We start from the raw sequence: 12,592 nt of genomic DNA on the forward strand, positions 1-12,592 counted from the left end.
CGGCGGCCGACCCCGACCGGCAAACGCATGGCTTTTCGCCGTCGCCGGAGTGGTCCCGGTATGCGCGTGACAGAGGGCGACGTGACGGTCGCGGTCCCCGAACAGCCCGACGCCGGGGTCGGCGACGCGGTCTTTTTCAACCCCGTCCAGGAGCTCAACCGCGACCTCACCGTCGCCGTCCTCCGGGCGCTGGAAGCCGAGACCGACCGCGACGGCGACCGCACGCCCCGCTACCTCGACGCCAACGCCGCCTCGGGCGTCCGCGGGGTGCGGGCCGCCGCCGAGGGGTTCGAGGCGACCTGCTGTGACGTCGATCCCGACGCGGTCGAACTCGCCCGCGAGAACATGGCGCGCAACGACCTCGACGGTCGCGTCGTCCACCGCGACGCCAACGCCCTCATGCACGAGGAGACGTTCGACGTGGTCGATATCGACCCGTTCGGCACGCCGATCCCCTTCGCCGACGCCGCCTTCCGCGGGGCGACCCGCCTGGTGTGTATCACCGCCACCGACACCGCCCCGCTCTGTGGCGCCCACTTCGAGAGCGGCGTCCGCCACTACTCGGCGGTCCCGCGCAACACCGAGTACCACGCCGAGATGGGGATGCGAGTCCTGATCTCCGCGCTCGTGCGCACCGCGGCCCGCTACGACCTGGCCGCTCGACCGGTGTTCAGCCACGCGACGAAACACTACGCCCGGACCTACCTCCGGCTGGACTCGGGCGCGCGAGCGGCCAACGCGCTCGTCGACGAACTGGGCCACGTCGACCACTGCGAGCACTGTCTCTACCGCGAGGCGACGCCCGGGCTGGTCGCCGACCCGCTGGACTGGTGTCCGGAGTGCGACGAGGCGATCCAGACCGCCGGCCCCATCTGGCTGGGCCGAACCTGCGACCCCGCGTTCGCCGAGACGGTCCGCGAGGCGGTCGACGACGGCATGGGCACCGCCGAGCAGGCCCGCGAGCTGTGCGAGACGGTCGCCGCGGAACTCGACGAGCCGACCCACTACGACCAGCACCGGCTGTGCAAGCGCTGGGGGGTCGGCGCCGTCGCGATGGACGAGTTCATCGAGCGACTGCGGGCGGCCGGGTATTCGGCCTCGCGGACCCACTACGGCGGGACGACGTTCAAGACCGACGCCGAGGTGACCGAGATCCGCGCCGCCGCCGTCGAGGAGGACTGAGCAGGGACGAACGCGGCGCGGTCGGAGGCGGGGCGGAGCGCAACGCCTTTCAGCACTCGTCCTGGAGAAACTCGACCGACAGGTCGTCGGTGACCGTGACGATCAGGTCCTGGTGGAAACAGCCCGCAGGCGCCCAGGTGTCGGTGAACGGCCCGGCTCGCTCCGAGCGGTCGGCCGACTCGACCGTGACCGTCACGTCGTAGGTCCCGGTCTCGACGACGTTCGTGTCCCCGCCTCGGGTGTGGGTCGTCGGCCGGATCCGGTACTCGCTCTCGTAGGCGATGCCGGCCGAGGACAAGGGCCCCCCGTCGGACCGGACGACCGTGCGGACCCACACCGGTTCTTCGCGCTCGTTGATCCACGAGACGGAGCCGTAGCCGGACTCCAGGGCCGAGGACGCGAGCCCGACGGCAGTTCCCCCGACCGCGGCGCCGCTCACGAACGCCGCGAGCACCTTCCGTCTGGTCGTCATCGCCAGAACGGACAGGCCGACGACACGAGTACCTTCCTATCCGCGGAGGACCGCGCTCACAGCGTCTGGACGCGCCGAGCGAGCCCGTAGAGCAGGTGGTAGAACGGGCGCAGGAAGTAGTTGAGCATGCCGACGAGGCCGAGGAGGCCGCCCAGCGCCTGCACCTCGCCGGCGGTCGCGCCGAGGTAGAAGCCGGCGACGGCGGCCGCGAGGAACGGCCCGAGCCAGAGGTCGGCCGCGACCACGCGCGGGTCGAGGTCGCTCGCGTCCGCGGCGGCGACCGCACCGACCCGCTCCGAGACGAGATAGAGGCCGACGCCGACGAGGACGAGCGCGGCCACGAGCGCGAGCGAGCCGGTGATGCCCGCAGTCCCGGCGGCGACCAGAAGCAGGCCGCCGGTGAGCAGGACGACCGTCCCGCGCATCACGACCTCGTCGAGTCCCCGGTCCATACACCTACGGCACGGCGGGCGCGCCTTGGTCCTTTCGTCACGCGGTCTGACCGCCGGATCGAGGCGCGACCGCGCCCCCGGGGCCGAGACGCGACCGACGGAGCCCGCGGCTATTAGTGGGCGAGGCACGCAGACGAGAGCGTGCAACCGGAGTCGGTCGGCGAGCGGGCGCGAGCGGGCGGGCGGGAAGCCGTCGCCGTCGGGAGCGGGGTCGTCGCGCTCGTTCGCGAGCGGGAGGTGACCTTCCTGGCGGCGGGCATCGCCTACTACGCGTTCGTGTCGCTCCTGCCGGCGCTGTTGCTGTTGCTCGTCGTCGCGGCCACGCTGGGCGGCGAGGAGCTGGCCGGCGAGGTCGTGGCGGCGACCGGGAACGCGCTCTCGCCGGTGGGGCAGGACCTGGTGCGGTCGACGCTGGTCGACGCCGCCGGGGCCGCGCCCGCGACGCTGGTCAGCGTCGGCCTGCTGGCCTGGAGCACGCTGAAAGTGTTCCGCGGCCTGGACATCGCGTTCTCACGGATCTACGGCACGGAGACCGCCGATTCGATGGTGGGGAAAGTGCGCGACGCGGCGGTCGCGCTGGGGGCGGTCGGCGTCGGCCTGGCGGCGCTCGTCGGCGTCGGGGTCGCGGTCGGCTACGCCGACATCGCGCTGGTCGGACTCCTCGGCACCGTCGCGCTCGTCGTCGTGTTGAGCGTCGTCTTCTTCCCGCTGTTCGTGATCTTCCCGGACACCGAGACCGCGCTCGGCGAGGCGCTGCCGGGGACGGTCTTCGCCGCGGTCGGGTGGGCGCTGCTGGGGACGGGCTTTCGGGTCTACGCGGGGATGGCCGGGCAGTTCGACGTGTACGGGGTGCTCGGGGTCGTCCTGCTGCTGGTGACGTGGTACTACGTGGGTGCGACGGTCCTGCTCGTCGGGGCGGCGCTGAACGCGGTGCTGGCCGAGCGAGGGGGCCGTACCACCAACACCAAGAGGGACCCAGGCGACAGTGGAGGTACGCGCCCATGACCGCCGACACTGGTGGCGACGACGACTCCGCCGCGGGCGACGAGCGCACGGCCTCCCCGAGCCCGGGGTCCGAGGAGGCGGGGGTCGACGCCGAAGTCGACGAGCTACGCGAGGAACTGGATGCGCTGCGGACCCGCATCGACGAGAAGACCGTCCATCGCGACGACATCCGCGAGGAACTCCGGCGCTACGTCCGCAAGCGCCAGCGCCGCGGCCACGCCACGGGGTGGGGCCCCTACGTCGTCCTCCTCTACGGCACCGCGATGACCATCGGCGCCTTCTACTACCTGAACAACTGGGCCGCCGTCGCCGCCATGCTCGTCGTCTGGCTCTCGACGCTCGGCCTCTACGTTTTCATGGTCGTCCTCGGGTCCTTCCTCGCCGCCGGCCGCAAGGCCGCCGGACTGGCCGACCTCGCCAGAAAATTCCGGTGAGCAGCCGACCGACGGTCACCCAGACCCGTCGCCGCCGGAGCGCTCGACCGCACAGTCGCCCGACAGCGCGCTTCCGGGCTTCGTAACACATAAAGTCCGGCTTGCGTAGTTCGTGGCATGGCTCAGGGTGGCGCATCGACCGACGGCGAGTCGCGCGTCGACCTCCACGTCAAGATTCTGGACGAGGGGGTCGTCCGCCGGGCCAAGGCCGTCGGCCTCGACGCCATCGTCTACGCCCCCCACTTCACCCATCTCTCGACGATCCGCGAGCGCGCCGCTCGCTTCTCCGACGACGACCTCCTGGTGGTGCCCGGTCGGGAGTACTTCACCGGCAAGTGGTCCGCCCGCAAGCACGTCCTCGCGGTCGACCCCGACGAGCCGGTCCCCGACTTCCTCACCTTCGAGGACACCGTGGCCGAGATCGCCGACCACGACACCGGAATCCTGGTCCCCCACCCCGAGTTCCTCACGCTCAGCATGACGGAAACGGACATCGCCGACCACGCCGACGCCGTCGACGCCGTCGAGGTGTACAACCCCAAACACTGGCCGTGGGACGACCGCCGCGCCCGCGAGATCGCCCGCGAGTCGGGCCTCCCGACGTACCTCTCCTCGTACGCCCATCTCACGGCCACCATCGGCGAGGCCTGGGTCGAGTTCGACCGGCCCATCGACTCGGCGGCGGACCTCGTCGCGGCGCTGCGCTCGGGCGCCCCCCGCCGGATGTACCACCGGGACGGTCTCGTCCACCAGCTCAAACGCCGCGCCGAGTTCGCCCATCTGGGCTGGGAGAACTCCCACGACAAGTTCAAGCGGGTCGTCCTCCCCGGCGACGAGCCCACCCACCCCGCCGGCGACTACCCCGACCGCTTCGCCGACATGAACGCCTACGGGAGCGACGGCGGGCTGCTCTAGCGGTTCCCCTGTTCACCTGTATCCCACCCTCACAGTGGCGTTTCGCCCCTACAGCGCCGCCAGCACGTCCGCGAGCTGCTCGGCGAGCAACAGTCGGACGACGGCGGCGAACGCCAGGGCGACGGCGGCGGCCGCGACCGCTATCCCCCGCCAGTCGTGGACCCACGCGCGGTCGGTCTGCTCCCGGGCCACGAAGACGACGTAGTCGGCGACCGCCACGGCGGACGCGACGCCGAGCGCCCACAGCAGCGCCTCGGTCGCCCCGACGGCCGGCACCAGCATCGCCACCATCGCCAGGAACTGCAGGTTCGTGACGACCTTCCCCGGCAGCCGCGCTTTCACCTTGTCCGTCTCGAAGGCCAGGAACGGAACCAGGGGAACCAGCGCCACGACGAAGGCGTCCCGCGCGAAGAAGAGGGCCAGATACGCGAGGTCGAGCCCCGTCGCCGGAAAGAGGGCGACGACGAGGACCAGGGCCGTAAGCTTGTCCAGCGCGGGGTCGAGCAGGGCGCCCAGTTCTGTCGTCTGGTCGAGCCGGCGGGCCACCCAGCCGTCCACGCCGTCCGAGAGGACGACCAGCGCGAACAGGGCGTAGCGGACCGGCGAATCGACGGTGAGGACGATCCCCGCCACGAGGGGGAGCCGCGAGAGGGAGATCAGGTTCGGGACGGTCCACACCTCGCTCGCCCGCGCCCGCCAGTCGATGTCCATCGTGCTGGATTGGCCCGCCGTCGCCCATGTGTCCACCGATCCGTCGGAGTGTCCGAGCGGGTCGTCGCGGGGCGTCGCTCCCGGGAGGCCCGGTCACCCGGACTCCCGCTCGTCCCGGGATCGAACCGACGGGTCGTAGGCGTGAGTGTGCGTGAGGATTCGGTCGGTGCCGTCGGCGAACGCGCGAACCGACTCGTCCAGGGGCGGCCCGGCGGCGGCGGGCGCTCGTTCGTTCTTCGACCACTCCTCCAGCGCGCCGTCGACGGTGTTCCGGACCGCGGGGTCGATCTCGGGCAGGCGGAGCCGAACGGAGTCGTCGGCGTCGTCGACGGGCGACAGCGAGCAGACGTACCAGACCTCGGTGCTGAAAAAGACCGCATCGGTCGGGTGGACCGCTCGGCCGCGGTAGGTTTGCCCCTCGTACGCGACGTACTCGCCGAAGAAGTGCTCGCGCACCCACTCGCCGCGCTCAGTCTGCGGGGCAACCTGCGTCCGCGCGGCCGGTTCCGTGAGCGCGTCGACGACCAGCTCGCGGTACGGGGCCCGGAACGACGAGACGGGGGTCGGATCGTCGGCCTCCTCGGACGGGACCTCCTCGGCCTGTAGCGTCATCTCGTGGTAGGTTCCCCCCTCGCAGTCGACCGCGTACGTGCCGCCGGCGTCGCCGTGCGGGTCGTCGATCGCGACCGCGTCGAACGAGGGGACCACCGGCACCGGCGCGTAGACGAACGCGTCGGCCACCGCGCGGACGGGACCGTCACCGGCCGCGGCCTCACGAAGTATCGACGCCAGCTTCGGCGGATAGACGGTCAGCGACGCGTCGCCCGTCGGTTCCACGGAATCGAGTACGAGCGACGGGGCGGGTGTCGTCCGGGGAGCCGTTGCGGTCCGCCTGTCGGTCGTCCGCCTATCGGTGACTGTCGGGGGGCCGGTCGCGGTCGGCGTCGCGGTCAGATCGCCGTCGCCCGCGCCGCTCCCCAGGTCGGTCACCGTCGCGTCGCCGCCGTTCCCCAGGCAGCCGGCGGTCCCCGCTAACGCGGCGGCGAGCAGCCCGAGGTAGCGTCGTCGGTCCCAGTCCATCGTGTTCGACCGAGCGCGCGCCGCGGCAAAGTGTCTTCAGGAGGCTCAAACGAGCGCTGTATCGACCGCTGGCCGTCGCCGGCGTCCGCCCGTGTCGTCTCCCCGGCCCCCGATGGCGCTGCCGCGACCGTCATTCCGAAGGCGGCCGAGTCCGACAGGAAGACGATGCCGACCGACGCGCTCCCACCGATCGGGCTGGGCACGTACTCCGACGACGACCGCGAGCAGTGGCGCGACAACGTCGCGACCGCCCTCGAGGAGGGGTACCGCCACTTCGACACCGCGCAGGACTACGACAACGAGACCTACATCGGCGAGGGGATCGCCGACGCGGCCGTCGACCGCGAGGAGGTCTACCTCGCGACGAAACTCGCCCCTGGCAACCTCGCGTACGAGGACGCGCTCGAGACGGCCGCTGCGAGCCGCGACCGCCTCGGCGTCGACACCATCGACCTGCTGTACGTCCACTGGCCGGCCGACAGCTACGACCCCGACGAGACGCTCCGTGCGCTCGACGAACTGTGCGACGAAGGGGTCGTCCGCCACGTCGGCCTGTCGAACTTCACGCCGGAACTGCTCGACGAGGCCCGCGACTACCTCGACGCGCCGGTCGCCGCCCACCAGGTCGAGTGTCACCCGCTGCTCCAGCAGGACGAACTCCGCGCCTACGCCCGGGAACACGACCACTGGCTGGTCGCCTACTCCCCGCTCGCACAGGGCGAGGTGTTCGACGTGCCCGCCGTCCGCGAGGTCGCCGAGAAACACGACGCCACGCCCGCGACGGTGTCGCTCGCCTGGCTCCTCTCGAAGGACAACGTCGCCGTCGTCCCCAAGGCCAGCGGTCGCGAGCACATGCGCCAGAACATCGCCGCTCGCGACCTCGAACTGGACGACGAGGACGTCGCCCGTATCGACGACATCGAACGCGAACACCGCGTCTTCGACCCCGCGTTTGGCCCCTGGAACTGACCGCGACCGGTTCGCCCCGCCCCCGCTCGGCGCCGCTCAGACGAGTTCGTTGGTCCGCTCGGCCGCCCGCTCCAGCGAGTCCAGCGGGTCGGCGCCCTCGTACTCGTAGATCAGCCACTCGCTGTCGTTGTCGGCGACGGCGTCGGCGACCCCGTCCAGGTCGAGGTCGCCCTCGCCGACCGGGACCGACTCGCCACCGGCCACGTCGTAGTCCTTGAGGTGGACCAGCCGGGAGCGGTCGCCGAGGTCGCGCAGTCGCTCGACCACGTCGTCGCCGGCCGCCAGCGCCAGCCCGAGGTCGAGTTCGATCGGGAACGCCGTCTCGTCGACGAAGGCGTCGAAGCCAGTCCGATCACCCAGGTCGGTGTACTCGTGGTCGTGGTTGTGGTAGTGCAAGGTCATGCCGTGGGCGGCGAGTTCGTCGGCCAGTTCGGTGAGGCGGGCGGCCGCGGCCTCGACGGCCGCGACGGACTCGAAGTGCTCGGCGTCGAGCCACGGGACGACGACGTGTTCGACGCCGAGGTCGTCGTAGTAGGCGACGGTCTCCTCGAAGTCGTCTTCGAGTTCGTCGATTCCAACGTGAGCGCCCGCGACGTCGAGGCCCGTTTCGTCGAGCGTCGCGAGCACCTCGTCGGTGTCGGCTTCGGTGACGCGGTAGGCGAACTCCACGCCCTCGAAGCCGGCGTCGGCGACCAGTTCGAGTACCTCGGTGAACGGGCGGTCGACGTTCCGGAGCGTGTACAGCTGGACGGCAGAGCGTGTCATCGGTCCAGATCGGTCCCGCGCGCCGAAAGCCGTTGGCCTCCCGGAACGACTCGCTGGCGTCGGCTCTCCCGACTCACCGCCGTCGCCCCACGGGACGCACGCGGCTGCGTACCGCCTCGCGACGGCCGAGTCACCCCGTCCCACGCCACCCCTATGACGCTGGCGACCGTAGTCAGAACCGTCATGACATCCGACCGCGTCGTCGACCTGCTGAAGCGCGCGTACAGCGACGAGATCGAGACGGTGATGAACTACCAGACGAACGCGATCGTCCTCGACGGGATCCACGCCGAGGAGGTCAAGGCGAGCCTCCAGGCGGACATCCAGGAGGAGCTGACCCACGCCGAGGAGATCGGCCAGCGACTCAAGCAGCTGGAGGCCCGCCCGCCGGGCTCGATGGCGTTCGAGGCCCACCAGGAGAGCCTCCAGCCGCCCGAGGACTCGACGGACGTGCTCGCCGTCATCGAGGGCGTCCTCGACGCCGAGTCCGACGCCATCGACACCTACCACGACCTCATCGACGCCGCCGAGGACGCCGACGACCCGCTCACCGAGGACCTGGCCGTGACGCTGCTCGCCGACGAGGAGGCCCACCGCACCGAGTTCCGCGGCTTCCGCAAGGAGTACGCCGACGACTAGCGCGCGCCGACGGCGCGCTCGACCGCACTCCCGTCTGACCGCGCTCCGCCGCCCCAGGCGGGGCAAACGCCTTGCCGCTGGCGGGCCACCGGAACGGACGTGTCCCGAGACGCCGACGGGCTGGCGCCGCCGTCGCGGTGTCGCCCGACCGACGAGTTGCCCCCGCTTCTCGAATTCCGCGACGGCTCGCCTGTCGAGAATCCCGCCGACTGGCGCGAGCGTCGCGAGGAACTCCGCCGGCTCCTGCGGCACTACGTCTACGGCTACGCGCCCGACCCGCCGGAGATCGAGACGACGAGCGAGCGCACCCCGAAGATTCTCGACGGCGCGGCGACGCTCGTCGAGACCGAGATCGCGTTCGCCGAGTTACCCGACGACGCGCCCACCATTACCCTCGCCGTCTTCCTGCCGAGCGACGCCGTCGCCGCCGACCGCTCGGTGCCGGTCCTGCTGGGGCTGAACTGGCGGGGCAACCACGCCGCGGTCGACGACCCGGCGGTGAGGATCACCGACACCGCCCGCGAACACGGCGGCCGCGACGAGGGAGCCGCCGAGCGCGGCGCCGCCGCCGACTACTGGTGCGTCGAACACGTCATCGCGCGGGGCTACGGCTTCGCGACCTTCCAGCTCGCCGATGTCGACCCCGACAGCGGCGACCCCGCCGACGGCGTCCGCCCGTACTACGACGGCGAGTTGCCCGGCCCGCCGGGCACCGAGTGGGGCGTCCTCGCCGCGTGGGCCTGGGGACTCCAGCGCTGCGTCGACGCGCTGGGCCCGATGGACGCGGTTCGCACCGAGGAGATCGCCGTACTCGGCCACTCCCGATGTGGCAAGGCCGCGCTGCTGGCGGGCGCGACCGACGAGCGGATCGGCCTCGTCGCGCCCCACCAGTCGGGCACCGGCGGAATGGCCCTCGACCGCGACAACGACCAGGAGGGGGTCGGCGACATCACCGGCATGTTCCCCCAGTGGTTCGCCGACACCTACGCGGCCTTCGACGGGCAGGTCGACCGGTTGCCCGTCGACAGCCACTCCCTCGCCGCGCTCGTCGCGCCTCGCCCGCTCTTCGACACCGCCGGCGCCCGCGACTACTGGACCAACCCCGGCCGCGCGCTGGACGCCGTCCGCGCCGCCGAGCCAGTCTGGGAACTGCTCGGCGCCGAGGGCATCGGCGACGACCTCCCGCTGTACGGCGACGACGCGATCACCGACGAGACCGTCGGCTCGCTCTGTCACTACCGCCGCGAGACCGGCCACTCCCTGAACGAAGGCTACCTCGACGCCGTCCTCGACTTCGCCGACGTACACTTCGACGGGTAGGGGACCGCGACCGGACGGGCGCGCCACGAGGCTTATCCCGGTCGACGACCTCGGTAGACCAGAGCGATGGGCATCTTCAACAGGCTCGGCCGGGAGGTCGAGGAGTTCAAGCAGAGCGCCAAAGAGGCCGCCGAGGAGCGCCACGACTACCGGTGTGAGGCCTGCGACGCGCGCTTCGCCACCGAGTACGAGGAGTGTCCGGACTGCGGCGCCGAGGCGGTCGTCGCGGCCGACGACGAGTAGACGGCCCGGGTCGGCAGGGCACTTTTGAACGCGCCGGACGACCGTCCGCGCATGTCGACCGCCGACGAGCTGTGGTCCCAGGCCGAGCGATGGGCGACCCGCTCGGCGTTACTGCTCGCGCTCGGTGTCGTTCTCGTCGTCGCGTTCGCCCGGGCACAGTTGCTAGACGCCGGATTCGCGTCGGTCGGGCTCCGTCCCGCGCTCAAGTGGGCGCTGACCGCGGGGGTAGCGTCGGTCGCGCTCGTCTGGGCCGTCGCGGCGCCGCGACTCCGCGCGGTAGCCGCCCTCGTCGTCGGCGTCTGCGGGTCCGCGGTGACCCTCGTCGGTGTCGTCTTCGACCCGTACTCGGCCACGGCCGCGGGCTACGCGGTCACGCTGGGGACGCTCTCGATACTCCTGGCCGGTGTCCTCGAGACCGAGCGTCGGTTCGACTGGAACCGCTCCCGATAGGCCGCAAAATCTCCGGCTACCGTTCGCGGACGACGACGAACTCCGCGAGGTCGCTGAGATAATCCATCGCCTTCGAGTCCTCGGCGTCGACGGCGGCCAGCGCGTCGAGGGCCACCTGGGACTGTTCGTGCGCCCTATCGTTGGCCTCCTCGGGCGTCAGGTCGGCCACCTGTACGAGCGACGGGCGCTCCATGGCGGCGTCGTGGCCGGTGGGCTTGCCCAGGTCGGCCGCGTCGGCGGTCGCGTCCAACACGTCGTCGCGCATCTGGAAGGCGACGCCGACCCGCTCGGCGTACTTGCCGAAGTTCTCGACGGTGTAGGCGTCGGCCTCGGCGGCGATGGCGCCCAGCTCGGCCGCCGCCCGGAACAGGGCGCCGGTCTTCCGGCGGGCCAGTTCCATGTACTCCTCCTCGCTCGTCGGCTGGGCGACCAGCTCGGTCGCTTCGCCCTCGCCGAGTTCGACCATCGACTCCGAGACGGCCTGCATCGCCCGTTCGTTCGAGGAGAACAGCGCGAACGCCTCGCCGAGCAGCCCGTCGCTGGCGATGATGGCGGGGCCGTGGCCGAACTCCGCCCAGGCGCTGGGCGTTCCCCGCCGAAGCTCGGAGCGGTCGATGATGTCGTCGACGACCAGCGAGGCGCTGTGGACGAGTTCGATGCCGACGGCGAACTCGACGGCGGTGTCGACGTCGCCGCCCAGCGCCTCGCAGACCAGCACCGTCACCGTCGGGCGCACCCGTTTGCCACCCGAGAGCACGACGTGGCGCACCTCCTCGCCGAGTTCGTCGGGTTCGACGGCGTCGAGCGTCGCCTCCAGCCGCTCTTCGACGCGTCCCCGACGAGACTCCAGGTACTCCATCGCCCCACGCTTAGGAACAGCCCCGCAAGTAGCTGACGAAACCGCCCCCTGGACCGCGACGGCAGCGACCGGGCCTCACCGACCGACGACCCCGCGGCGCTTCGGGACGCTCGGAGGCCGCGGTCGTCGCGTCGGTCGGCCACCGCCGAGCGGCCGCCCCGTCGAGGTCCTGGCGGCCGTGGGGTCGTCGGGAAAGCGTCGACGACCGCCGCCCTCGGTAGCCTCAAGGCCCCCGGCGCCCGAGAGGCGGGTATGAACGGTGAGGCGGTTCGGGTGCTCACGTACAACGTTCGCCGCGACACGGCGCGCGACGGGGAGTTCGACTGGGCGGGCCGGGGTGACGCCGTCGCGGGCACGGTCCGCTTTCACCGCCCCGACATCGTCGGGCTGCAGGAGCCGCTCGGTCACCAGTATTCGGACCTGCGCGAATCCCTCCCCGACTTCGAGTGGGTCGGACGCTCGCGCGAGGCCGGCGAGGGAGACGGGGAGTTCTGCCCGGTCGGCTATCGGCCCGAGCGCTTCGAGCGACTCGACTCGGGGACGTTCTGGCTCTCGCCGACGCCCGACGAGTCGGGGAGCGTCGGCTGGGACGCCGCCTACCCCCGGATCGCCACGTGGGCCCGACTACGCGACCGCGACGCCGGCGGGACGGTCCTGTACTGTAACACCCACCTCGACCACGAGGGCGAACGCGCCCGCGTCGAGGGCGCTCGGGTGCTCCGCGAGCGGGTGAGCGAGATCCGCGAGGACGAGGAGCCGGTCGTCGTCGGCGGGGATTTCAACTGCGTGGCCGGTGACGACCCGTATCGGGCGATCGTCGACGGCGACGACCGCGAGGCCGGCGGCGGCGAGTCACCGCTCGTCGACGCCCGGGAGTCGAGCCCGTACCCGCCCCACGGCCCCGACACCACCCGAACCGACTTCGAGTCGCTGCGACCGGACCTGCAGATCGACCACGTCTTCGTCGCCGGTGCGGCGGTCGAGGGGTACGGCGTCGCCGCCGACGTGGTCGGCGACGGCTGGTTCCCCTCCGACCACCTCCCCGTCGTCGTCGATCTGGCGCTGTGAGCGGGGAGTGAGCGGCCGCGCCGGAGCG

Annotated in this window: 16 protein-coding genes; 10 read left to right on the forward strand and 6 right to left on the reverse strand. The window is 71.7% G+C overall.

The window, feature by feature from the left end; translation table 11 throughout:
- The first annotated feature begins 60 nt into the window (after window positions 1-60).
- Complete coding sequence (locus tag C475_RS03420; protein WP_006882368.1) at window positions 61-1,182, forward strand: tRNA (guanine(26)-N(2))-dimethyltransferase; 1,122 nt, start codon at window positions 61-63, stop codon at window positions 1,180-1,182.
- Between the two features lie 49 nt (window positions 1,183-1,231).
- Here the strand turns inward: C475_RS03420 and C475_RS03425 are convergent, their stop codons facing one another.
- Both C475_RS03425 and C475_RS03430 read right to left on the reverse strand, forming a co-directional pair.
- Complete coding sequence (locus C475_RS03425; protein WP_006882369.1) at window positions 1,232-1,654, reverse strand: hypothetical protein; 423 nt, start codon at window positions 1,652-1,654, stop codon at window positions 1,232-1,234.
- A 56-nt stretch (window positions 1,655-1,710) separates the two neighbouring features.
- Window positions 1,711-2,106, reverse strand: a complete 396-nt coding sequence (locus C475_RS03430; protein WP_006882370.1) for a hypothetical protein — start codon at window positions 2,104-2,106, stop codon at window positions 1,711-1,713.
- Window positions 2,107-2,247: 141 nt separating this feature from the next.
- Here C475_RS03430 and C475_RS22770 point away from each other — a divergent pair, with 141 nt between their 5' ends.
- From C475_RS22770 to C475_RS03445, 3 genes are all read left to right on the forward strand, one after another.
- Entirely contained in the window at window positions 2,248-3,111 is an 864-nt protein-coding gene (locus tag C475_RS22770; RefSeq protein ID WP_006882371.1) for a YihY/virulence factor BrkB family protein, read from the forward strand.
- A complete protein-coding gene (locus tag C475_RS22775) occupies window positions 3,108-3,545 on the forward strand; it encodes a hypothetical protein (protein WP_006882372.1) in 438 nt (145 codons plus the stop codon). Before C475_RS22770 ends, C475_RS22775 begins: the two co-directional genes overlap by 4 nt.
- 117 nt (window positions 3,546-3,662) lie before the next feature.
- A complete protein-coding gene (locus C475_RS03445) occupies window positions 3,663-4,460 on the forward strand; it encodes a PHP-associated domain-containing protein (RefSeq protein ID WP_006882373.1) in 798 nt (265 codons plus the stop codon).
- A gap of 48 nt (window positions 4,461-4,508) precedes the next feature.
- Here C475_RS03445 and C475_RS03450 read toward each other — a convergent pair whose 3' ends face one another.
- Together C475_RS03450 and C475_RS03455 are read right to left on the reverse strand one after the other, a co-directional pair.
- On the reverse strand, window positions 4,509-5,207 hold the full coding sequence (locus tag C475_RS03450; protein WP_152436314.1) for a CDP-alcohol phosphatidyltransferase family protein: 699 nt from the start codon (window positions 5,205-5,207) through the stop codon (window positions 4,509-4,511).
- A gap of 57 nt (window positions 5,208-5,264) precedes the next feature.
- Window positions 5,265-6,251, reverse strand: a complete 987-nt coding sequence (locus C475_RS03455) for a hypothetical protein (RefSeq protein WP_006882375.1) — start codon at window positions 6,249-6,251, stop codon at window positions 5,265-5,267.
- Between the two features lie 165 nt (window positions 6,252-6,416).
- On the opposite strand from C475_RS03455, the gene C475_RS03460 reads away from it, so the two are divergent.
- Window positions 6,417-7,220, forward strand: a complete 804-nt coding sequence (locus tag C475_RS03460) for an aldo/keto reductase (protein ID WP_006882376.1) — start codon at window positions 6,417-6,419, stop codon at window positions 7,218-7,220.
- Between the two features lie 36 nt (window positions 7,221-7,256).
- On the opposite strand, the gene C475_RS03465 is transcribed toward C475_RS03460, so the two are convergent.
- Window positions 7,257-7,985, reverse strand: a complete 729-nt coding sequence (locus tag C475_RS03465) for a sugar phosphate isomerase/epimerase family protein (protein WP_006882377.1) — start codon at window positions 7,983-7,985, stop codon at window positions 7,257-7,259.
- A gap of 183 nt (window positions 7,986-8,168) precedes the next feature.
- Between C475_RS03465 and C475_RS03470 the strand changes: the two genes are divergently transcribed.
- From C475_RS03470 to C475_RS03480, 4 genes are all read left to right on the forward strand, one after another.
- Window positions 8,169-8,624, forward strand: coding sequence for a ferritin-like domain-containing protein (locus C475_RS03470; RefSeq protein WP_006882378.1), 456 nt, complete (start codon window positions 8,169-8,171; stop codon window positions 8,622-8,624).
- A 99-nt stretch (window positions 8,625-8,723) separates the two neighbouring features.
- Window positions 8,724-9,944, forward strand: a complete 1,221-nt coding sequence (locus C475_RS03475) for a glucuronyl esterase domain-containing protein (protein WP_006882379.1) — start codon at window positions 8,724-8,726, stop codon at window positions 9,942-9,944.
- 66 nt (window positions 9,945-10,010) lie between these two features.
- Entirely contained in the window at window positions 10,011-10,187 is a 177-nt protein-coding gene (locus C475_RS24200; protein WP_006882380.1) for a hypothetical protein, read from the forward strand.
- Between the two features lie 51 nt (window positions 10,188-10,238).
- On the forward strand, window positions 10,239-10,637 hold the full coding sequence (locus C475_RS03480) for a hypothetical protein (RefSeq protein ID WP_006882381.1): 399 nt from the start codon (window positions 10,239-10,241) through the stop codon (window positions 10,635-10,637).
- Window positions 10,638-10,653: 16 nt separating this feature from the next.
- Here C475_RS03480 and C475_RS03485 read toward each other — a convergent pair whose 3' ends face one another.
- Window positions 10,654-11,496, reverse strand: coding sequence for a polyprenyl synthetase family protein (locus tag C475_RS03485; protein WP_006882382.1), 843 nt, complete (start codon window positions 11,494-11,496; stop codon window positions 10,654-10,656).
- 252 nt (window positions 11,497-11,748) lie between these two features.
- Between C475_RS03485 and C475_RS03490 the strand changes: the two genes are divergently transcribed.
- Window positions 11,749-12,564: an endonuclease/exonuclease/phosphatase family protein gene (locus C475_RS03490; protein ID WP_006882383.1), complete on the forward strand. Its 816-nt coding sequence runs from the start codon at window positions 11,749-11,751 to the stop codon at window positions 12,562-12,564.
- Window positions 12,565-12,592 lie beyond the last annotated feature (28 nt).

The organism is Halosimplex carlsbadense 2-9-1 (assembly GCF_000337455.1).
In the GTDB taxonomy this organism is placed as follows: domain Archaea; phylum Halobacteriota; class Halobacteria; order Halobacteriales; family Haloarculaceae; genus Halosimplex; species Halosimplex carlsbadense.